Annotated in this window: 15 protein-coding genes; 7 read left to right on the forward strand and 8 right to left on the reverse strand. The window is 59.1% G+C overall.

The window, feature by feature from the left end:
* Window positions 1-30 precede the first annotated feature (30 nt).
* From SLH47_RS17305 to SLH47_RS17330, 6 genes are all read left to right on the forward strand, one after another.
* The gene (locus tag SLH47_RS17305) at window positions 31-654 is read left to right on the forward strand and encodes a GntR family transcriptional regulator (protein ID WP_320241150.1); all 624 of its coding nucleotides are present in this window, start codon (window positions 31-33) and stop codon (window positions 652-654) included.
* Between the two features lie 145 nt (window positions 655-799).
* A complete protein-coding gene (locus tag SLH47_RS17310; protein WP_320241152.1) occupies window positions 800-1,942 on the forward strand; it encodes an efflux RND transporter periplasmic adaptor subunit in 1,143 nt (380 codons plus the stop codon).
* Window positions 1,939-5,058, forward strand: coding sequence for an efflux RND transporter permease subunit (locus SLH47_RS17315; RefSeq protein ID WP_320241155.1), 3,120 nt, complete (start codon window positions 1,939-1,941; stop codon window positions 5,056-5,058). The genes SLH47_RS17310 and SLH47_RS17315 overlap by 4 nt, the downstream gene beginning before the upstream one ends.
* A gap of 99 nt (window positions 5,059-5,157) precedes the next feature.
* Complete coding sequence (locus SLH47_RS17320; protein WP_320241156.1) at window positions 5,158-6,888, forward strand: AMP-binding protein; 1,731 nt, start codon at window positions 5,158-5,160, stop codon at window positions 6,886-6,888.
* 1 nt (window position 6,889) lies between these two features.
* Complete coding sequence (locus SLH47_RS17325) at window positions 6,890-7,771, forward strand: bile acid:sodium symporter family protein (RefSeq protein ID WP_320241158.1); 882 nt, start codon at window positions 6,890-6,892, stop codon at window positions 7,769-7,771.
* Window positions 7,772-7,835: 64 nt separating this feature from the next.
* Complete coding sequence (locus SLH47_RS17330) at window positions 7,836-9,365, forward strand: malonyl-CoA synthase (RefSeq protein ID WP_320241160.1); 1,530 nt, start codon at window positions 7,836-7,838, stop codon at window positions 9,363-9,365.
* 48 nt (window positions 9,366-9,413) lie between these two features.
* Here SLH47_RS17330 and SLH47_RS17335 read toward each other — a convergent pair whose 3' ends face one another.
* The 3 genes from SLH47_RS17335 to rplK form a co-directional block, all read right to left on the reverse strand.
* Complete coding sequence (locus SLH47_RS17335; protein WP_320241162.1) at window positions 9,414-9,911, reverse strand: DUF6985 domain-containing protein; 498 nt, start codon at window positions 9,909-9,911, stop codon at window positions 9,414-9,416.
* A gap of 202 nt (window positions 9,912-10,113) precedes the next feature.
* Window positions 10,114-10,815 carry a 50S ribosomal protein L1 gene (rplA, locus tag SLH47_RS17340; RefSeq protein WP_320241164.1) on the reverse strand — a complete coding sequence of 234 codons (702 nt, stop codon included), beginning with the start codon at window positions 10,813-10,815 and terminating at the stop codon, window positions 10,114-10,116.
* Complete coding sequence (rplK, locus tag SLH47_RS17345; protein WP_320241166.1) at window positions 10,815-11,240, reverse strand: 50S ribosomal protein L11; 426 nt, start codon at window positions 11,238-11,240, stop codon at window positions 10,815-10,817. Before rplK ends, rplA begins: the two co-directional genes overlap by 1 nt.
* A gap of 318 nt (window positions 11,241-11,558) precedes the next feature.
* Here rplK and SLH47_RS17350 point away from each other — a divergent pair, with 318 nt between their 5' ends.
* Window positions 11,559-12,689 carry a hypothetical protein gene (locus SLH47_RS17350; protein ID WP_320241168.1) on the forward strand — a complete coding sequence of 377 codons (1,131 nt, stop codon included), beginning with the start codon at window positions 11,559-11,561 and terminating at the stop codon, window positions 12,687-12,689.
* Window positions 12,690-12,901: 212 nt separating this feature from the next.
* Here the strand turns inward: SLH47_RS17350 and nusG are convergent, their stop codons facing one another.
* The 5 genes from nusG to SLH47_RS17375 all read right to left on the reverse strand — a co-directional run bounded on the left by nusG (window position 12,902) and on the right by SLH47_RS17375 (window position 22,923).
* Entirely contained in the window at window positions 12,902-13,432 is a 531-nt protein-coding gene (gene nusG, locus SLH47_RS17355; RefSeq protein ID WP_320241169.1) for a transcription termination/antitermination protein NusG, read from the reverse strand.
* Window positions 13,433-13,619: 187 nt separating this feature from the next.
* Window positions 13,620-13,823, reverse strand: coding sequence for a preprotein translocase subunit SecE (gene secE, locus SLH47_RS17360; protein WP_320241171.1), 204 nt, complete (start codon window positions 13,821-13,823; stop codon window positions 13,620-13,622).
* 80 nt (window positions 13,824-13,903) lie between these two features.
* Complete coding sequence (locus SLH47_RS17365) at window positions 13,904-14,404, reverse strand: GNAT family N-acetyltransferase (RefSeq protein ID WP_320241172.1); 501 nt, start codon at window positions 14,402-14,404, stop codon at window positions 13,904-13,906.
* A gap of 81 nt (window positions 14,405-14,485) precedes the next feature.
* Window positions 14,486-18,154, reverse strand: a complete 3,669-nt coding sequence (locus tag SLH47_RS17370; protein WP_320241173.1) for a hypothetical protein — start codon at window positions 18,152-18,154, stop codon at window positions 14,486-14,488.
* A gap of 8 nt (window positions 18,155-18,162) precedes the next feature.
* On the reverse strand, window positions 18,163-22,923 hold the full coding sequence (locus SLH47_RS17375; RefSeq protein WP_320241175.1) for a hypothetical protein: 4,761 nt from the start codon (window positions 22,921-22,923) through the stop codon (window positions 18,163-18,165).
* Window positions 22,924-23,075: the final 152 nt, after the last annotated feature.

Raw genomic sequence — 23,075 nt, forward strand, 5'->3', positions numbered from 1 at the left:
AAAAGCAACTCGGCCATTGCTGTTGAGGAGTTGCGAAATCTGATTTTTTCTGGCGCGCTTCCGGCTGGGTCGGATCATCTCGAAAGCGAATTGGCGGCCCGTCTGGGCATGTCACGTACACCGGTGCGCGAGGCGGCACTTTTGTTAGAAGGGCAGGGCCTGTTGCAGGTGCGCGCCCGCAAAGGTGTAAGGATCCTGCCCATCTCTATTGATGACATGATCGAGATTTACGACGTTCTGACCGAGCTTGAGAGCATGTCGGCAGCCAAAGCCGCCGCAAAGCAATACCAGGCGGATGATCTGATGGTCCTTGAGACCACGATCAACGATATGGAAGCCGCGCTTGCCGCCGGAAACCGCGAGGCCTGGGCTGCAGCCGATGATGCATTTCACACCGAACTGGTCCGGCTTGGTGGCAACTCGCGCGTGATGACCATTGCGGGTCTGATGGGCGATCAAGTGCGCCGGGCCAAGGCGGTGACGCTTTACATGCGCCCGCTGCCGACGCAATCGAACAAGGATCACCGCAGTGTCGTTGACGCGATCCGCGCTGGTGATGCTAAAAGGGCGCATGACGTCCATTACGCCCACCGGACGGCGGCAAAGGAGGTTTTGATCAACCTCTTGCGCCAAAACCGGATGCATATGCTTTGATCCTCACCCTTTGAGTTTTGGCGAGAATGCGTCGAATTCTGCCACTTGGCAGAAGGGGTTCTAGTAACTGCGACATCCTGCCCTTACCTAACGTCCACGTAAGGGCCTCGGCCAAGTAGGCCCGGATGCATTTGAGGACGTATTCATGAAAGACGATCGTAGGCCCGATTTGGTGGGTCAATTGAGATTTGACAGTGACGCGGGCTCCGGTCGGTCAAAATGGATCGCGATTGGCCTTGCCTTGGCCCTCCTCCTGTGGATGGGAAGCGGTTTCATCTTTCCCACGCAGCAACCGCAGCTAGACGCAGATGAGGGGGGTATTCGCCCGGTCAGCGTGGCTGTGATGCCATCAACGGCGCAGGAGGTGATGCTCGTGCTGGCGGCCGAAGGTCAGTCCATCCCGGACCGCGCGACGGGCATCCGAGCCGAGGCAATGGGGCAGGTGACTGATGTCCGCGTGTCACGGGGTGATCTTGTGACTGCTGGGCAGGAGATTGGCCGCATTGATGCGGCCACGACCGAGGCACAGCTACGTCAGGCCGAGACGGCGCTGGAGCAGGCAAACCGCGATTTCGACAATGCTCTCGCGTTGCAGGTTCGGGGCATCGCTACTGAAGATCGCGTGACTCAGGCCCGCGCTGCTCAGGCAGCAGCGCAGGCATCGCTGGTCGCCGCCCGCGCACAATTGGATGATACGATCATCCGTGCGCCTTTTTCGGGGCGTCTGAACGATCTGACGCTGGATGAGGGTGAGTTTGTCAGCATGGGCGATGTGGTGGCCGAGATTGTGGACAATGACCCGCTGACCGTGGTGATCCAGGTACCACAGATCGCGCTGTCGCGGATCGAAGAAGGTCAGCAGGCCGAGGTTGATTTCATCACTGGTGAGACGTTGACGGGCACGGTCGGCTTTATCGGTAGCAATGCAGATCAACAGACCCGAACGTTCCGTGTCGAAGTGATGGTCGACAACCCCGATAGCCAGATGCCTGCGGGCCTGAGCGCGCGCGTGACCATTCCCACGGGTCAGGCACGGGGGCATTTCATCTCGCCCGCTATTCTGTCCTTGGGGCCCGAGGGTGATCTGGGGATCAAGACGGTCGAAGATGATGCGACGGTGGCGTTTCAGCCGGTTGAGATCGTGCGCGCCCAAACCGACGGTATCTGGGTGACGGGGCTGGCTGAGAAGGCCGATATCATCACCGTGGGTCAGGGCTTTGTGAATGCAGGCGATGTGGTTGATCCGCGCCCACAAACGCCAAAAGCGACAGCAGAGGCCAGCCAATGAACGCGCTGATTGATGCGGCCTTCAATCGCAGCAAGGTTGTCCAACTGCTGCTGGTCTTCCTCTTGGCCATTGGAACGATCGCCTACATCGCGATCCCCAAGGAGAGCAATCCAGAGGTTCCGATTCCGGTCGTCTATGTCTCGGCAAGTGTCGACGGCATCTCGCCCGAAGATTCCGAGGATGTGCTGCTGGGACCGATGGAAGCGGAGTTTGCATCGCTGACCGGTCTCAAGAGCATGACCGGGACGGCCAGCGAGGGGTATGGCAGCGTCCAACTGGAATTCGAGCCGGGATTTGATGCTGATGAGGCGCTGGATCAGGTGCGCGAGGCGGCGGACAAGGCCGAAGATGAGCTGCCGCAGGACGCCAACCTGACGGTGACAGAGATCAACACGGCGCTGTTTCCCATCCTGACCGTCGTTCTGTCGGGGCCGGTTCCCGAACGCACGTTGAACACTCTGGCCGAGGATCTGCGGGACGATATCGAATCCTTGGGCGGCGTGCTTGAGGTGGATGTGGCGGGCAAGCGTACCGAATTGCTTGAGGTGCTGATCGATCCAACCGTCTTTGAGACCTACAACATCTCGTTTGATGAGCTGATCAGCTCGATCACGCGCAACAACCAGCTCATCGCTGCGGGCGCCATCGAGAACGAGGCCGGGCGGCTCGTGCTGAAAGTCCCCGGCCTGATCGAGGATTATGAGGATGTGCTGGAACTGCCGATCCTCGTGCGCGGGCAAACGGTTGTGACCTTTGCCGATGTCGCTACGATCCGACAGACCTTTGAAGACCCGACAGGCTTTGCCCGGATCGACGGCCAACCGGCGCTGGCGCTGGAAGTGAAAAAGCGCGTCGGGGCCAATATCATCCAGACCGTGGGCGAGGTGCGCGATGTCATCGATGCCGCACAGGCCGATTGGCCCGAAACCGTGCAGGTCCGCTATACGCTGGACGAAAGCCAGACCGTGCAGGATATGCTGTCGGATCTTGAGGCGAATGTCATTGCGGCGATCATTCTGGTGATGATCGTCATCGTTTACGCGCTTGGTCTGCGTTCATCGCTTTTGGTGGGGCTCGCCATTCCGGGGGCGTTCCTGACTGGCGTGGCCGTGCTCTATTTCATGGGTTACACGATGAATATCGTGGTGCTCTTTTCGCTGATCCTTGTTGTGGGGATGCTGGTGGACGGGGCGATTGTGACGGTCGAACTTGCCGACCGCTATCTGCATGAAGGCGACAATCCCAAAGTGGCCTATGCCCGTGCCGCCAAGCGGATGGCGTGGCCGATCATCGCCTCTACGGCAACGACGCTTTGCGTGTTCTTTCCGCTTCTGTTCTGGACGGGCGTTGTGGGCGAGTTCATGAAGTTTCTTCCCATAACGGTGATCTGCACGCTTGCCGCGTCACTTTTCATGGCGCTTGTTTTTATCCCTGTCATGGGTGGCTTGATCGGTAAACGGCGCGCGCAATCCGCAAAAGCCAAGGCGCAGCTTTATGCAGCTGAGTACGGCGATCCGCGCCAGATGACCGGCTTTATGGGTGGCTATATCCGCGTTCTGGAATGGTCGATCTTGCGACCCTGGACGACACTCAGCCTCGCGGTGATCTCACTTGTGGGCGCGTTTGCCCTTTACGGCTCTTTGGGCAGCGGCCTGACCTTTTTCCCAGAGGTGGAGCCGGAATATGCGCAGGTCAGCGTGCGGGCCAAGGATAACTTCTCTGTCTATGAACAAGACGCGCTTGTCCGTGATGTTGAGGCGCGATTGGCCGATTACGACGAAATCGCCAGCGTTTACGCGCGCTCAGGTGGCAGTGGACAGGGCAGCGACACTATCGGCGCAATCCAGCTGGAGCTGGCGGAATGGGACACGCGGCGTCCCGTTGCCTTGATCGCTGAGGATATCCGGGCCGATATGGCCGAAATCCCGGGGATCGAGGTTCTGGTAGAGACGGATGCGGGCGGTCCCGGCGGCGGCAAGCCTATCAATCTGGAGGTTCTGGGCCGCATCGCCGCCAATCAGGAAATTGCGGTTGAGATGATCCTGGCCGAGATGGAGCGTCTGGGCGGCTTTATCGACGTGGTCGACAGCAGGCCCAATCCAGGTGTCGAATGGCAGATCGAAGTGGACCGGTCAGAGGCTGCGCGTAGCGGTGCGGATGTCGCCCTTTTAGGTCAGGCGGTGCAATTGCTGACCCGTGGTATCACTGTCGCCGATTATCGCCCCGAAGGCAGCGATGATGAGGTCGACATCGTGGTCCGGTTTCCGGCAATTGACCGGACACTCGCCGAATTGGAGGCGCTGCGCGTGCCTACCAATGCAGGCCTCGTGCCGATTTCGAATTTCGTCTCCTTCCGTCCTTCACCACAAAGCGGGGTGATCACCCGCATCGATCAGGAACGTGTGATCACAATCGCTGCCGATGTCGCACCGGGCGTATTGGCCAATGACCAGATCATCGCCCTGCAAGGCGCCTTTGATCGCTTGGATCTGCCCGGCAGCGTCGAGATCAACTTTGCCGGAGAGGCCGAAGATCAGGAAGAGGCGATGACGTTCCTTATCGGCGCATTCTTTTCGGCCATCGGGTTGATGTTTCTGATCCTGCTGACGCAGTTCAACAGCTTCTGGCAGGCCTTCATCGTGATGTCGGCGATTGTATTCTCCATCGCGGGCGTTCTCTTGGGTCTTCTGATCACCGGTCGCCCCTTTGGCGTGGTGATGGGCGGGATTGGTGTGATCGCTTTGGCGGGCATCGTGGTGAACAACAACATCGTGCTGATCGACACCTTCAATCAGCTCAAGTCCCAAGGGTTGTCATCGCTTGAGGCCGCCTTGCGTACGGGCGCGCAGCGTTTACGGCCCGTCGTGCTGACATCGATCACCACGGCGCTGGGGCTGATGCCGATGGTCATCGGGCTCAATATCAACTTCTTCACGCGCGAAATCATCTATGGCGCGCCGTCAACCCAGTGGTGGACTGAATTATCGGCGGCGATTGCTGGTGGTCTGGTCTTTGCCACGATCCTGACGCTGCTTGTCACGCCTGCCATGCTGATGCTGGCAGAACGGCGAGTCAAGCGGTTCGAAACCGGGCCGTCGCTTGCCGCGGCGGAATAAATGACGCTCCTCAGAGGTTTATGTCCTTACGTCACGTTTTTGCTGTCTTCACAAATGCACCTTTCGCTTTAGTGTCCTCTAAAGTTTTGGGAGGAACGGATGGACAGGACAGACAAACCCTGGACTGCGCTTTATGAAGCGGACGTGCGGGCCGAGATCGACGGGCCGCAATTCCGGACAATCGGCGATTTCATTAGCGCGACCGCAGACACTTTCGGTGATCTGCCCGCCTTTACCACGTGCTTGCCCAACGGGATGAACGGCACGCTGACCTTTGCCCAAGCCGATGAGATGTCAGATGCGCTGGCCGTTTACCTGCGCGAGGTGGCGGGGCTGAGCACCGGGGACCGCGTTGCCATTCAGGTGCCCAACTGCCTTGCCTATCCGGTCATGGCCATGGCGATCTTCAAGGCCGGCTGCGTGCTGGTCAACGTCAACCCACTTTACACGCCAGAGGAGATGGCCAAGCAATTTGCCGATGCGGAGCCTTCTGCGATTTTGATCGTCGATATGTTCGCCGACAAACTGGTTGAGGCGATGCATGGTCACCCGATCCCTAATGTGATCGTCACGCGCGTGGCCGAGTTCATGCCCACCTTGCCCAAATGGATTGTGGGGCTTGTTCAGAAATACTGGGACAAAAGCGTCAAACCTATCACATTGCCTCATATTCGTCTGCCCGATGCAATTGTAGCGGGGCGCACCAAGCATGCCGAATTGCACAACACGGTCGAGGCCTATCGCCGCGATGTCGCCCCCGATGACGTGGCGTGTCTTCAGTATACGGGCGGCACAACGGGTGTCTCAAAGGGCGCGATGCTCACCCACAGCAACTTGTTGATGAACATGGAGCAGACCATGGAACTCATCAAATCGTTGGAGCGTGGGAAGGAAGTCGCTTTGACAGCACTCCCCCTTTATCACGTCTTTGCGTTTACCGTGAATTTCCTCGGCTTCTATTCCATCGGTGCGCGCAACATCCTCATCCCCAATCCGCGCCCGCTGACCAGCATGAAACGCGCGTTCGAGAACTATAAGATCACCTGGCTGAGCGGGGTGAACACGCTGTTCAACGGGCTCTGCAATGAGGTCTGGTTTCTCGACACACCGCCGAAACATCTCAAATTCGCGTCTGCAGGCGGCATGGCCCTGCAAGGTGCCGTCGCCGCCCGCTGGGAAGAGGTGACGGGCAAGCCCGTGGTTGAAGGCTATGGGCTGACGGAATCCTCCCCCGTTCTCACCTTCAACCCGCTGGGCAAATCGCGGGCCAACTCCATTGGCGTCCCGGTTCCATCTACAGACGTACGCTGCGTCGACGAAGACGGTGCGGACGTGCCTGTCGGTGAGGTGGGCGAGTTGATCGCCAAAGGGCCGCAGATTATGAAGGGCTATTGGAAAAAGCCCGAAGAGACTGAAAAGACCATCCAGAATGGTTGGCTCTTGACCGGGGACATCGCGGTGATGGAGCCTGACGGCTATTTCCGTATCGTTGACCGCAAGAAGGACATGATCCTTGTGTCGGGCTTCAACGTCTATCCGAATGAGATTGAAGACATGCTGGCCGCCCATCCCGGCGTGAACGAGGTTGCGGTGATCGGCGTGCCCGATGGCGCCTCGGGCGAGGCGGTGAAGGCCTTTATCGTCAAGCAGGATGACACACTGTCCGTCGAGGCGGTTCGCAGCTACTGCAAAGAGCATCTGACCGCCTACAAGGTGCCCAAGCAGGTCGAATTCAGGGATGAATTGCCCAAATCCAACGTGGGTAAGATCCTCCGCAAGGATTTGCGCGCCGAAGAAGGCGCTAAGACAAAAGTGAAAGAGCAGGCCTGATATGGTTGGAGCATTTGAACAGGCCCTGCTGGCCCTGATGATCTTTGTCATTATGCTGGGCATGGGCGCATCGCTGACACCGCGTGACTTTTATCTGGCGCTGCGCCGCCCTTATGGCCTCGCGATTGGCGTGATCTCGCAATACGGGTTCATGCCGTTTATCGGTTTCCTCCTGATCACGCTATTGCCGCTCGCCGAAGCCATCGCCATTGGCGTGCTGATCATGGCCTGTATGCCGGGCGGGACGACGTCGAATATCTTTACCTATTTCTCAAAAGGGAACCTGGCACTTTCGGTGTTGATGACGGTCACCTCGACGGTCTTTGGCGTGATCCTGATCCCGATCATTCTGGTGTTCTATTCGGCAGCACTTGATCTTGAGATCCCGCGGGAAAACATCATCGCTACGCTTGTTCTGCTGCTTGTGCCTGTGGCCATCGGGATGGTGATGCGGCGGTTGAATGCAAACGTGGGCGCGGTGACCGAGTTCTTCGGCTCGCTCCTTGCGCTCTTTTTCATCGTCTTCCTGATGGTCAGCTGGGTGCCGCGCAACTGGCAGTTTTTGATGACCACAACCTCGGCCACTTACATTGCTGCGATTGGACTGGGTCTTGTGGGGATCACGATTGGCTATCTTTTTGCGCGGGGGCTGCGGTTGCATCCGCGCAATGCCCGGACCGTTGCGCTTGAGACAGGCATCCAGAACGGCCCGCTTGCCGTCGCGATCATCGCGTTCACCTTTTCGGGGACCGAGGCGCAAAGCTATATGGCAGTGCCGGTGCTCTATTCGCTCTTCATCGTTATCGTCTCAACCCTTGTCACGCTCGTCTTCCGCCGCGCAAACACCGCAGCCGAGCAGGCGATGCCGGACGGGTTGTTGTAAGGCGGATGGTTCATCGCCGGTAAACCGCCTAACAATGGGCAAATAGCTTTGCCGGAGGTTGCAGGTGCCAAATCCGCTCTATGACGCACTTTTCGCCCCGCATGAGGGCAGTCCGTCAGTGTTTCTGGAAATGCCCGATGGCAGCGCATTCACCTATGCCGCGTTCCTCGGACAGGCGGCGCAATTTGCGCATGCCCTGAAGGCGGCAGGACTTGAGCCAGGCGATCGCGTCGCCGTGCAGATTGCAAAATCGCCACAGGCCTTGGCCGTCTATGCTGCATGTGTGCAGACAGGGATCATCTTTTTACCGTTGAATACGGCCTATACCGCGACCGAGGTCGCCTATTTCGTGACGGATAGCGGCGCAAAAATCGTGCTCTGCGATGAAAGCCTCGCCGAAGGATTGACGCCGGTCGCGCAAGCCACCGGGGCGCGGCTTGAGACTTTGAACGGGAATGGCACAGGGTCATTTGTCGACCTGTCGCTTACGCATCCCACACAGTTTGAAACGACCCCCCGTGACGCCGATGATCTGGCCGCCTTCCTCTACACATCCGGCACGACGGGGCGGTCAAAGGGGGCAATGCTCACGCAGACGAACCTTTTGTCCAACGCCCAAACACTTAAGGACGTCTGGCATTTCACAAGCAATGACGTGCTGCTACACGCCCTGCCGATCTTTCACACCCATGGTCTTTTTGTCGGCACCAACATCATGCTGCTGACCGGCGGGCGGATGCTGTTTCTGCCCCGCTTCGATGTCGATCAGGTCATCGCCCTGATGCCCCGTGCCACCAGCGTGATGGGCGTACCCACATTCTACACGCGTCTTCTGGCCGATGCGCGATTTAACAGCGACCTGACCGCCCGTATGCGCCTTTTCATATCCGGCAGCGCGCCCATGCTGAGCGAGACACATCACGCCTTTGCCGACCGTACCGACCACACGATCCTTGAGCGCTACGGGATGACCGAGACGAATATGAATACCTCAAACCCCTATGAGGGCGAGCGGCGCATCGGCTCGGTCGGGTTTCCGCTGCCGGATGTGGACATGAAGATTACAGACCCCGAAACGGGCGCACCTTTGCCGCAGGGCGAAACGGGCATGATCGAAGTGCGCGGGCCGAACGTGTTCAAGGGCTATTGGCAAATGCCCGAAAAGACAGCGCAGGAACTCCGCCCGGACGGCTTCTTTATCACCGGCGATCTGGGCCGCGTGGATGACGACGGCTATGTCTACATTGTGGGACGTGGCAAGGACCTGATCATCTCAGGCGGGTACAACGTGTATCCCAAAGAGGTCGAACAGGTGCTCGACGCACAGCCCGGCGTTCTGGAAAGCGCGGTGATTGGCGTGCCACATCCTGATTTCGGGGAGGGTGTCGTGGGCGTTCTGGTAGCGCACGACGATGCGACCCTTGATCTGGACGCTATCCTTGCCAGTGCCGCGAGCGACCTCGCAAAATACAAATGCCCGCGCCGATTGTTTGTGTTGCCGGAACTACCACGCAACGCGATGGGCAAGGTGCAAAAGAATGCCTTGCGTGAGGCATATGCTCTTGCATTCATGGAAAGCGTTGGCGACAGCTAGACCGTCTTCAGAAAGACCGCTTCAAACCTGATCATCGCGATACTGGGCTCATATATGCGTCTCGGCGATGCCGCCAATATCGACAACTTTGTTCGCCTGAATACGCACCTCCAGACCGTGTTCAACGTCCAACGCATACCTCATCGGGATAATAATGGTGTCGTCACTCAGCACCCGAACGACCAGAATTCCCTCGATGAAGCCGAAATGGGCGCGACTTGTCGCAACTCCCAAAGGCGGACTCCCAGACTTCGCACTGTCCTCATAATGGTGCGCGTACAGCTTTAGATATCTCTGAAAGCATTTTTCTACGATGTTCTCAAAGACCTCCCGCTCTCCCTTAACGAAGTTTTCAAAAGTTATCTGAAACTGATCAAGCGCTTCGGCAGACGGCGGATCTTCGACTTCGTTCCCCTCATCGTCAAACTCGTCGCCCAGAAAAACATCAATTTCGGCGTCAGGAAAGTCAGGTGGGGAGTATTGTTTCTCCGCCGAAAAACCGGCCCAGTCCGCTTCAACGCGACCCCAAAAGCTGTGTTCTATCATGCGGGAATTCCGTGATCGGGATGTGTATCGGGTTGAATAAATCACGCACCACAGATTCTGATCAAGTCGGTCGCCGGGTGCGTGGTTCTAAGCCTCTCGGCTGGACGCCACACGTCTGATGACCGATGGGGCCGACAAAAGAAAAGCCCCGCTTGATGCGGGGCTTCTCGTCATTCATCTGATGGCGCGTTGGCCGATCTGATCAGGCGTTGCCCGTTGCCGATGCGACGTCAACAGATACGCCCGGACCCATCGTGGAACTGACCGCAATCTTTTTCATGTAGGTGCCTTTGGCGCCGGAAGGCTTGGCTTTGCCAACCGCATCAACGAAAGCCAGCATGTTTTCCTCGATCTGCTTGGCGCTGAACGACGCTTTGCCGATCCCGGCATGCACAACGCCTGCCTTCTCGGCCTTGAACTGGACCTGACCGCCCTTGGCGTCTTCGACGGCCTGCTTGACGTCCATCGTCACCGTGCCAACCCGTGGGTTTGGCATCAGGTTGCGCGGGCCCAGAACCTTACCCAGACGACCAACGATAGCCATCATGTCAGGTGTCGCGATGCAGCGGTCGAAATCGATCGTGCCGCCTTGAATGGTTTCCATCAGGTCTTCGGCACCAACGATATCGGCACCAGCCGCTTTCGCCTCATCGGCCTTTTCACCACGGGCAAAGACAGCCACGCGGACGGTCTTGCCTGTGCCGTGCGGCAAAGAAACGGTGCCACGCACCATCTGATCAGCGTGACGCGGGTCGACACCCAAAGTCATCGCGATTTCGACCGTCTCGTCAAACTTGGCTTTGGCATTGTCTTTGACCAAAGCTGCAGCTTCAGCGACGGTCACGTTGTTCTTGCCTTCGAATGCAGCGCGTGCGGCTGCTGTACGTTTCCCAAACTTTGCCATTACTTCACCTCGATGCCCATAGAGCGGGCAGAGCCCATGATGATCTGCATCGCGCCATCGATATCGTTGGCGTTCAGATCCTTCATCTTCGCTTCCGCGATTTCACGCACCTGCTTACCGGTGATCGAGCCTGCAACGGCCTTACCGGGCGTCTGCGAGCCTGATTTCAGCTTGGCGGCCTTCTTGATGTAGTAAGACGCAGGCGGCGTCTTGATCTCCATCGAGAACGACTTGTCCTGATAGTAGGTGATGATGGTGGGGCATGGCGCGCCAGGTTCCATATCGCCGGTCTTGGCGTTGAATGCCTTGCAGAATTCCATGATGTTGATGCCGCGCTGACCCAGCGCAGGACCCACGGGGGGGGACGGGTTGGCTTGCCCTGCAGGGACCTGCAGTTTGAGCGTACCCACAACTTTCTTGGCCATCGGCCTTCTCCTTTTCCAACGCCCATCGGTCGCGACCGCAGGGCTTTTCGTTGTGTGGTCCGGCCGGACACGCGCGCGCCCCGTACCTCCCACAATGGATTGCCGCGACCAAAAGGCGCGACAAGCGGTGCAATTAGGCGTGAATCGTCCGCATTGCAAGAGGATTTCCTGAGCCCGTCACGCGAGATGGTTTCGGTTTCCTCAAAGGAGGATTGTCAGCGTTACGGGGCAAAGCTGTCGCTAGCCACACGCTCCACGACCTCCGCCTTGCGAAACTCTTTCATAGTTCAGCCGCATTCTTCCGGCAGCTAACACAACATGCGAACGTTTCTGACGACAGTATTTCTTTTGGCCGCCTCGTTCTTTCTACTTTCGCTGGTCGGGGCTGTAGCAAGCGGCTTTTCGACTAACGACACCGCGCTGGCCCTTGGAGCATTTGCCTTTGCAAGTGCGCTCTATACCGTGCGCCACGCATATCTGGTGCAATTCGGGCGCCTTGGTTTGCTGAAGCCGAAGCTGAATTGGAAGCCAATGAAACCCGATGCGCGGGCTTTAGCGGTCAAATCATCCCTTTTTGTGCAGGGTATGCAAAGTATCGGCGGCAGGTCGAACAAGAGCGCGACCAATGACGTATACGCGCTCGTTGACAAAGAAATGCGCGACCTCAATGAACTGGGCCTCATGCGACCAGATCGATCAGACGATGAATTGCGATCAGAAAAGAAGCTGCTCCGTTTTCTTGAGCTTGGCCAAGAGGATCGGAGTTCCCCGCCAACCAGCGAATTGCGCGACGTTAGACGCAAAGACGTCTTTCTCAACCTGCGAAAACGTGTGGACGTATGGTATGCCGAACGCGCATCGCGTGCAGAAGCGTTTGAGGCATGGCTGGCCGAGGTGGGCGACCCGGACCAGAGCCACCTCTTGAAGGATGGTTGGATTGCATTCCTCAAAAGCCTTCCTGGCCCGGACATCCGTTTGTGGCATGGCGTAGCAACCGACTTTCATGAGCTTGCTGGCGACCGTCTGGATGCCGCCTTTTGGATATTGCAACAGGATGCTTGCGACCGCGCCACTGCATCCGACTTTATCGTGGGGTTTCTCCGCTTTCGTTTAAGCGAGGCATACGCTGATTATTCACGGCCCGATGAGCGGTTGGAGAGTTTCGCCAACGTCATCGAAGCCTACAATTCCGGACGCTTTGTCGCCCTTTCCCTACAGGCGGGAGAACATATCGGCCGTGACATGAGTGACGGCGAAGCCAAAGAGATACTGACCAAGTACGAAGCGGCGCTTAAGCTCAGTGGATTGCCACGTCCCAAAGGTCTACTCGACAGCAGCGTGCCACCAACCCACTCGGCAAACCGCGGATACAATTCGCCTTACGCGTTCTCGGACGATGCCGGGTTACATCTTGCTTATCCTGGTCCCAGTTGGCGGGACGCTGAGTGAAACCAGTGCGCCTTGCCTCGCTTTCGCGCCATGTCCTGGTAATGGTCTCAGGTCTGTTGCGCGCGCAAACTCACTCGCATCGCAGGAGAGCGGACACTGGTTCGATGCGCAACATCGGACACTATGGGCTCAGTGCGGTCGTTCAAGTCCTTGCACCCGAACAAAAAAGGGGAACGTTAGCGCTCCCCTTCGCAAGTTCGCACTGACAAAGTCTACTGCTTGGTGACCTGCGTGTATTCCAGCTCCACCGGTGTGGCGCGGCCGAAGATCGACACTGTCACCTTCAGACGCTGGTTTTCTTCGTCCACTTCCTCGACGAGGCCGTCGAAATCCTCGAACGGGCCGTCGTTGACCTTCACCTTCTCGCCGATCTCGAAGTTGATCAGGGTGCGTGGCGCTTCTTCGCCTTCCTGGACGCGACCCAGGATCGCCTCGACCTCGGCATCGCGCATTGGCATGGGCTTGCCTTGCGGGCCAAGGAAGCCGGTGACGCGGTTGATGGAGTTGATCAAGTGATAGCCCTCATCGGACATCTCCATATGCACCAGCACATAGCCGGGCATAAAGCGCCGCTCAGCGGTCACCTTCTTGTTGCGGCGAATCTCGATGACTTCTTCGGTCGGCACCAGCACTTCGTCGATCTGTTCATCCAGCCCACGTTCTTCCGCCTTGGTGCGGATTTCTTCTGCGATCTTCTTTTCGAAGTTCGAGAGAACGCTTACCGAATACCAGCGTTTGGCCATGATTTGCGTACCTTGTCGTCCATCGCCCGTGCCGGGCCAGTTGCATTTGTGCCTGGCAGGTCATCCGCCAGTCCCGAAAACAAAAGCGGCGCGCAACACCTGTCGCCGCACGCCATTTTCGGAAGATTGCAGGCTGATACCGCCGCCACCCGTTGTTTTCAAGAGGGGATCGGCAATTTCAGCCGCGTCATGCGCCGCCGAAATAGGACAGAACGCCGGTCAGACCATTGCGGATCAAAAGATCAACCAAAAAGAAGAACACCGCCGTCAGTGCCGACATGATAAAGACCATCACGGTCGTCAACAAAACCTCGCGCCGGGTTGGCCACACAACCTTGGAAACTTCTGCGCGCACCTCTTGGATGAACTTGAGAGGATTGGTGGTGGCCATTGTCGCTTGTCCTTTTTGGAAACAACGGGGACATACGGTCTCTGCGGTATGATTTCAAGCCCGCGTGCGGTCACGCGGCGTCACGTTTCGGTCCCGTCATTCTGCTTTTGATCCAGTGCAAGGCGCAGGACGATTTCGTCGCGGATCGGGATGTTGTCATGGCCGCGTAAGGGGATTTCGGGTTTGATCGTTTCTCTGGCCCTGTTCACTGCGCCAATGCGCGTTTCCAGTAACCCAAACCTATATTTTTGATAGAAGCGGAGCGCTGGCAGATTATCGTTTGTGGTCGTCACGATAATGCTGCGTTTTTGCAAGGCCTGACATTGGGCGACAAGCCAATCCAGCAAAAGCCGCCCCGTGCCTTGGCCCGGCTGACAAGCCTTGATCGCGATCACCTCAACCTCGTCCACGCCATTGTCGCGGTAAATCAAAAGCCCCTGATGTGGGGAAGCGATCAGGCAGGGCGCGTGCGATGCGTCGATCTGCTCTTGGTCAATGACGATGATCTCGCTACCCCAATTGTCTTGCAGACAATTGATGATCCAGTCGTGATCGTCTTGTGTTGCGGTGCGGATATCCATCGTGATGTTGCCGTGGTCGAAAGCTGTGCGAACACCTATGCGACAGACATTGCCTTTATATGACAGGGCGAAGCCCCTCTATCAAATGCAACACCGATCCCCCGCTGAGACAAGGCGCGAGGTGCGCAGAACCCGTACATCGCCCAGATCACCGCTGAGCGGTGCATCGTAGAACCCATTGGGTTCCGGCAACAACTCCACGGCAAGGAAGGTGAGCGGGGTATCCTGCGGCAGCCCGTAATCGGCGAGCATCTCCGTCAGTTCCGTTTCCTTGAACCGGCCCTCGGCCCGCGTCGCCCCGCCGATATTAGAGCCTTGCTTGCGGCGATTGCGCCGCGCGGGCCTGCTCTTGCGGATGCCCAGCTTGACGTTTTGCCAGCTTTCCCCGTCAGCGCGGGCGATACGGGCATAAACGACAAACCAGATCTCGGTCGCTGGCTGGAGCGGCATGTAGTTCACGCCGTCCTTGACCGGGCGGGCAAAGGCCGATGACAAGGCGTATTCATCGATAACGCCATTCCGATGCACGTCGATTGGTAAGGCGGGGGCAGGGTGCTGCACGCCCTCAAGGATCAGCGGCGGGCCGAAACGCGCCTGTGCGGTCGACCACCAGGGGTCCTGCGGGTCGACAACGTCATGGCCCACGGTGAACTCGTAGGTGAAGAACCCGAAGAGTTCGGGCGATGATGCGGTTAGCGTCGGCGGGATCGGCAACAGATAGTGCCGGACCGGTTCACCATTTTCGGGCGTGCAGGGGATCATGCGCTGCGCCACGCCAAGACCTGACAAATCCTGCACCTGATCTGGTCGGATGACCCGCACGAATTCGGGGTCAAGCGGCGCCTTATCGTAAGCAGGCGGGTCCGCCAAAGGCTCTGCATCGGGCATCAGCATCGGGTCGGTGGTTGAGGCAAGGACGCGCGCAAAGAACGCATCGCGCGGATCGTCCAGCGGTTCTTCGAACTCGACCCACAGCATCCGGTCGCGCACGCCGGTACCCTCATAATCGCCAAAGATCTTGTAATCGCCAAAGGCATGGCCGGTCGCGACGATCTTGGGGATCTGCCGGGGCGGGGCGGTGACGGGGAGGTTGTTGGCGATGGTTGCGGTCTCGGTGCCGCCGCCCTTGAGGTTGAGCGTTACAGTGTAGGTGACAGACAGTTCATGTGGTTTCCGGCTCATCTCCGCGACCGGCGGTTTGAAACCGTCGATCAGGCAGAAGTCGAAACTGTCCCGATTAACCTCACCTTTTGCGGCGCGTGGGCTGATCGTATTCTGGATCGCGATGGTGCCCAGATCCTCCTCCCAAAACGTGCCGACATCCGGGCCGGGGGCGATCAGTTCGATCCGCCTTGTGACGTTGAATGTAGCACCGGCATAGGCCAGCCAAGTCCAGTCTCGCTCAAGCGTCAGCTTTACAACATTCAGCCATTGTGCGCCCAGCTCATCAGGTGAACTGAGTAGGACACTCGACCTGTCCGGCGCCATCGCATGTTTGAGCCCGTGACAAGCGAAGATCGTCCGCCTGCCTTCCTCGGGCAGAAGGACCGCCTCATCCTCCACAAGGCCGGTGGCACCAGCCAGCCGCGTGGCCAGCGTGCGCGACGGGCGGCGGCGAGTGACTGTCGCCTCCGAAAGGCTGTCAGACGAGGGGTCGGGCCGCAGATAGACTGAAGCGATGCGTTCGGCAGCTTCATTCTGCAAAAAGACCTGGGGCTCTGCGGATGGCAGGACCTCGATCGGTGTTGGTGTGAGCACCAGCGGTGCACCGCGCCGCACCGTTGGAACGCCCCAATAATTGGACCGTTCAGGTCCCAAAGCATGGGCAACGACTCGCACCTTGCGCCCCGTTGGGAGCATCAGTGGGCCGGTCAGTGATCCCGGTGGTGCATCGCTGTCGGGCCATGTGATGTCGCTGAGCCGCGCGCAATCAACTAGGGTGGACGTGACGGTCAGGGGCCCGGTCTCCGCGCCTGTAGGGTCAAGGTCCGGAAAGGCACGCGTGGTCCGGTAGAGCTCCACAAAGCCCTGATCATCGGCGAGCGGGTCGAGCCGGGGATGCAGCACCAACACGCGAAACTCTACAAATTGCGCGTCAGGGTCGGGCAGTGCCAGCGGGCGTACTACTCCGGCGAGCTGGTTGGCTTGCGCCTGCGCCGCCATACGATCAAGGGCGTTCGGCGCGTCAGAAAAGGCGGCCTGCGGCCAGCCGATCCCCGGACGCGAGAGCGTGAACTCACCGATATCGGCGTCCTCTGCTGTGTCATTGCCCAATTCACCCAGCGGCACATAGCGGCGGAACATGTGGCGGGCGATGGGGGCCTCGGCGCTGTTGACTGCCGCCTCATCAACCTGCGGGCCGCCGCCGGTCGCGTCGACCATGCGCACGCGGAACTCGTAGGTTTCCCCATAGCGCAGCGGCAGGGCGTCCGCGCCGACCGGATCATAAGGCAGCGGCGCATCCTGCGGCTCACCCAGCACATCGCGATGAGCGACTGTGTCCGCAACAAGCGATCCGCCGCGCCATTGGGTATAGCTGGGCGGCAGCCAGTACTGCTTGTCAAGCTGCGCGGGATGCACCTCAACCGTCAGTTCGGTTTCAAAGGCTGGCAGGTTCGCCGTACCGATGCTCATCCCCGGCGATGCAATGCGGCAGAGCGAATTCCAGTTCGCTGTCCCCGGTGCCCGTACATCAATCCGGTAACCCGCCGCCCCGGACGGCGCATCGGGCAAAGGCTGCCCATCGGGCGATGCCGCAGAGAGGCCGCGATCCAGTCGTTCCACGATGGATTCGTCGTCCCAACCCAAACGAAGGCCCGCATCCATCAGCGGCGGCGGGAACCGATCTTCCTCGTCCTCATCCTCTTCATCATTTGCATCTGTAGAGCGGGGCTGACTTGCATGGACGATCTTTGCAAAACCGTCATCGAATGCGATGGCCTCGGGGTAAACCTGATCAAGCGGACCGAAAGCAGCTGCAGCAGTCGCGTCGGCGGCGACGGGGAAAAGCACGGATGTAAAGACCGGGCGCGGCGTTTCGTCAAGCGCTGGCACACGCGTGGCAAACCAGCGCGCAAATGTCGGATCGGCCGTGACCTGATCATGATAGGCGCCACCCGCCCCTGATGTCACAAAGAGCCACCCGCCATTTTGGTAAGTTGTCCCAACATCAAGGCTGATCGTGTGGATCAACCCTGCAGCCCGCGCAACCTGCGGCTGGCGCAGCAGCATTGCAAACAGCTCGCCCCAGCTGAGCCGCTCATCATTTGGTGTGGGTTCAGGAATTTTCGATGGAGGGCATCGTTTGGCGCAATGATAGCTGCCATCGATCACGGCAAGCGGTGTACTTGGTGCCGTAAAGCCGAAGCTTTTGCGGTACGACAGCGGCAGGTACTTTTTGAGGTTTGATGAGCCTGCGCGGATTGCAGGTTCCGGCGGAAGGCTGAGATCGAGCGTGTCGCGGAACTCATCAAAGATGGCGGCCTGTTCGGGCGGCGGGTTGAGGAGGGATGATGTGCTGGCAGGCACATCAGCCAGCGTTGGCAGAATGGTCGGATCGTCGCCGATATGTGCTTGGACCTCGATGGTTGTCCCCGCAAAAGGCGGGCCATTTGGAACGGCCAGACCATTGGTAAGCGGATCAGAGGGATCGCCGATGGGGATGATCAGGACATTCGCCTCAAGCCGCGTATCTTCGGGCGACCAGGATGAGAGATATGTGCAAAATGTCAGGCGTGGCGGATTAATCATGGCGTTATCTATTCAACCTCTTTTTCATCGCTGACATCGGCGGTGAATTTGATGGAAATCAGCATAAAGATCGAAACGTTGATCCCGACAGTTCCGGTCCAGCGTTGGACTTTCTTGCCCCCGGATTTTTCAACCTGGAGGCAGGCAAACTCGCCTGATACTTTCACCTGAACGATGGGTTTGATATCGATTTTGATTTCGAGGAATACGAAACCGCCCATGCCCGTTTCGCTACCGCGCAGGAACAGGAGACCGATGCCAGATGCGACCACCGCCTCGAAGGCAGCCAGTTTCTTGCCGAATGCCAGTCCGATGTAGAGCCGCGCTTCGATAATGCCTTTGGCTTTGCCGGCATCAGGCCCGGTCAAAAGGGCTTTGCCCCCCAGCGACAGGCCGAACCCGAACAGAACGGCGACGGGAAAACCGCCCAGCGGGATACTGATACGCGCCTCAAAACCAGCCTTGGACCCGATGAAAAGCGCCTCGTCCGAGACGCCCAGCTCATTCTCGATGCCGATTTCGCCAAGCGCAAAGAGGCGGATCGCAACCGGAGCACCTTTGGGGAAGAAGGTATCAAATCCATAAGAGATCTTTGGCGTGACCTTCAGATTGCTGACCCCAAGGTCGATTGGTCCGACCTTCTCCCTTTGATCGAGCAAGGGCATTGCCGACAGAAGGTTTTCAACAATGGGACTCATGAGCGTCTCGATCTCATCGAGCTCTGCGCTCTGACCGGTTCCGCCGCGCACAGTAACCCGGCTGCCGCTCAGATTTGGCAAGTCTTCGGTGTCAGTCCAAAGCTCGAGACCCGGAAACTCCATGTTCCAGCTATCCGTGCCAAGCTGAAACCTTAGTTCAGAGTTATCGTAGCTGATGCGCAGACTATCGGCTGACGTCTCTGACAACAGCAGATCACCGCGTGGGGCCTGGAACTCGACGTCACGAGAAAGGGACAGATAGCCGGTCTCGCTTTCGACGTTCAGCCAGTAGTTTTCATCGATCAGCGCAATCGCGTTGCCCAGTGTTGGAAACAGCGCCTTTGACGATGAAGCGGCGTAGAAATCAACGAAGGCGGGTGGCAGGTCCGACACGATGCGCGGTTGCCCGGGCGCGATCTCGGGTCGCTGGAACAGGAACCGGTGCGTGGTATCGGCCTGCAGGAGGCCATATTCCACCTCCGGATTGCCGCCGCGGAACAGGTCAGCCGCGTCGCGGATGCGGTAGCGTCCGACACCTGGCGCGTTGACCGTGTTGCCTGATGCGGGCTGTGCGATACCCTCGCGCAGGATCGGCGCGCCATCGGTGGCCGCCGCAATGTCGCCTCCGCCACCCACCGATGGACCGGGGCCGGAGACGACCGACCACGAACCGGCGGTGCCAAAGATCGGCATTGTGCGGACAGCGCCCACGAAGACCGGTTGGCCCGCGCGTTCGGCCAGAGCCACCTCAATCCGCGTAGCGCGGGCGCGAAAACCCGATCCGCCGACGTTGATTTCAGTATCAACGGGCCCGCCGATGCCGCCTTGATAAAGCACAAGGGCGGCAAGGTCCGCCGGCGACAAAGGCTGGCCCGGACCAGGCGGCAGCGGTGTCTGATGCGCGAGGTGCAGAAAGCCGATCAGCCCTTCGGCCCGTGTCCGCTCTGGCGCGCCGTCGATTGTGACATTGGCGTCAAAGGCCATGGGCAGCACCCGCCCGGTGCCGGGCAGCGTCAGTTCCTCACCCGCGGGCCGGATGCGGTCGATGTCGTGGATGCCCCGGATCAGGCCGGGATGAATTTCGTAGGGTTGCGCGGGGACAGTGTCGGTCGTGAAATCGAACAGGCCAGGGGATTGCGCCTGCCAGCCACTGTCGCGGCGAACGACACCGCCGCCCCCACGCCGCTCAATGGTGACAGAGCGGGTGACGCGGATACCCCATGGGTAGAGCACGCTCGCTACTTTCACGATCTCAAGCAGCGTGCGCCCCACCACGACCTGGAAATTGGCCCGCGTCGTCTCGGCAAAGCTGCCTTTGGGGTTCTTCCAGTCGCTGAAGGTGGACGCGCCGTAGCCGCTGATATCGTAGCGGGTGAGCGGCACGCGCGCATTCGCGCCGCCGAATTCCTGGTTGAACAGGGTCTCAACCGATCCTTCATTGCCAACGGTCGCACCCAGCACACTGATGTTAAGCGGTGCGCCCGTATCGAGTGCAACGCCATTCGGGAATTGCACCGTGCGCCCCTCAAAGGCGGCACTTTGACTGTCCACATTGCGCGAGACATTGACCTCTGACCGCATGCTGACCTGAATGCCGCCCTCAAGCGGTCTTTCGGTCGGGAAGACGGGCCTGATGATCTCCACCGCATCCTCAAGTGGCCCCGGCGGGCGCAGTTTGACCAGCATGCGCATGCCAAACGGCAGGGTGGAGACGACATTGAGCGGATCACCGGTGCTGAGTTCGGCGATTTGATGATCAAGCGTGATCTCGGGGATCGCGGCTGCAAGCACGGCGGCATTGCTGGCAAGTACGGTGGCGCCGCCATCATCGGCCGAAGCAAGGGGCGTGGGGAAGATGCCCAAAGTGATCGGGTCCTGATCCTTGGGCAATGTGCGCACGGGCTCCCACTGGATCTGGGGCAGCGCAAAGACCCGCAGGGCGGCCAATGGCGCGCCCATACGCAGGCCAAGGACGAACATGCCCCCACCCGCGATACTGCTTTGCCGCTCTTCGATCTGGACGCCGATTTGGTCGCGCGCGGTCGAGACGTCCAGGAGCATGCACCCGCCCCGGTCGATGCCAAGCCGCTTGAGATCGGCGCTGAAGTTGCCGATAGCCTCTTGCGTGGCATCCGCTGGATCACCGGTTGGCGTTTGTGGCGGCAGCGCGGCCGAGGCCAGCGGAAAGTCGAAGCGGCCACGTTGCGGGATCACGGCACCTTGTTCGGTCTGACCGCGGTAAGGTGGGTTCAGGTCGTTTTGCGGCGCAGGCCTTGGGCGGCCCCGGCTGGGAGGTGCCTTGCCGCTTGTGGCGCGTGACAATTGCCCCAGAAACCCGAATTCCGCCGCGCCGGTTTCCCACCGGAAAACGCCCAGCAAGGTCGTCAAAGTTTCTCGGCGTAAAAGGTCGTTCTCGCCAACCGAGAGGTTATCGACATAAGGGTCCGGTAATGTGGGGATCCACCCCATGACCGGCACCAGGGTCGCAACCGCCGCGTCAAAGACATCTGTGCCTTGGGCGAGCTTGCCCAAGAGCAGCGCAAGGCGGTTTGTGTTGACGGAAAGATAGGCGTTTTCAATCGTCATCATGTTCCGCCGTGGCGGGATATCACGCGCCGGATCGGCAAGGGTGATGCCGACATTCTGATAGTCAGCAGGTCCAGTGATCTGGACAATCACTGGCTCAGAAACCATGGGGATCGGCCCGCCTCTGGCATCGACGGGGCGGTCAAAGACATCGTCAAAAAGCCCCGTAAACCGGATCAGATCACCGCCATCTGCGCCGCATCCGAAGGTGGCGGGGAAGGGGGTCGTCAGGCCAATGCTGATCTTGGCGTGATGCGCACTGCCCGGCAGACGCCACAGGCGGAAGTCATGCGCATCGCCCGCAACGCCGGGATGTGCCTCTGCCGTTGAAATCGTGAAACAGTCAGGCCCAATCGCGAGCCGCGCATCATCAAGCCGCGCCTCTGATGCCGGTCCACCACGCCAGGTGACCTTCACGCTGTCGGTGAAGAGGCTGACCCATGCATATTGTCCTGCGGCTTCCGGCAAACTGCGCGGCGCAGCGGTACGGGTGACAGGTATGGCGAAACCACCTTTGCCAAGTCCCGTCTGGCCGGTCATCTTGGCCGTTTCAAAGGCAAAGTCGGCGGTGTCGATGGGTTCCGGGCCGACCTCGCAGTCAAAGATGATCTGATCGTGGACGTCATCATGGCGCATATCGCCAATGGCCCGGAATTCGAGCGATACACCATCTGCCTTGGCCGCGCCGTTCGAGAACTCTGCCGCAGTCGCACTGCCGGACGCAAAGACGATGCGAAAGTCTTCGGGCGCGGCCGTGTTCACGCGCGCGGTGGCAATGGGCGACGGATCGGGTTGAAACGTCAGCGCGCCGGCCAGTGGCCCACCAAGGATCACGTCATCGCCGCTGACGCTTACCCCGTCTTGAAGCGTCAGTCTCCCACCCGTGACTCGCAGACCGACATAACCATCAGCGCCCGCGCTCGGATCCAGCAGAGACGCCGCGACCCAGATGGTGCCGCCGGTGATGGTGATGCGCTGGGCGCCACTGCGCGGTTTGCGCGCCGAGGTAAAGAGCATCACCGGTGCAGCACCTGGCGACGGCAGCACCGCAAGCCGGACGGCAGGTGTCAGGATGCCGATGTCAAACTCACGGCCAAACCTGTCTCGGAGCGGTTCAAACAGGAATGTCGGTGCCACATTCTGCAGCACGTTCTGATCGACTGTATCAAGGAACATCCGTGTCCCCGTCGGCCTGCGGATCAGCGTCACGCCGTCCTGACGCAAAAGCGCATCCACATCCTCGCCCAGGCTTTCCAGCGCTGATTTGATCAGTTCGTCATCGGGGATATCAGGGGTCTCGATGGGTGCCACACCCGGCAGATCGAACAGCAGGTCCTGTGCGGCGTCGACCACAATCTCATTGGCGTCCGACAGGACGGAGAGGGCGGCATCAACCTGATGCAACGTCTGGGCGGTGCGGGCATTGTCGGGGGTAATATCGACGGTTAATCGCTGCCGCAAAGCGGCAAATCTATCTAAATCCATCTTGGTCAATCCAAGCTAAAAATGGCGTTCAGAAAAAACGAACGGTATGAGAAAATCAGCGTCTAATTGTTGACAAAAATATCACAATTTGCCGATTCGATCATCACTGTATCGCTTGTGTTGCGCTGCGGTCCGCATAACCTATTGAAAAT

It is taken from the genome of Cognatiyoonia sp. IB215182 (assembly GCF_033963905.1).
In the GTDB taxonomy this organism is placed as follows: Bacteria; Pseudomonadota; Alphaproteobacteria; order Rhodobacterales; family Rhodobacteraceae; genus Yoonia.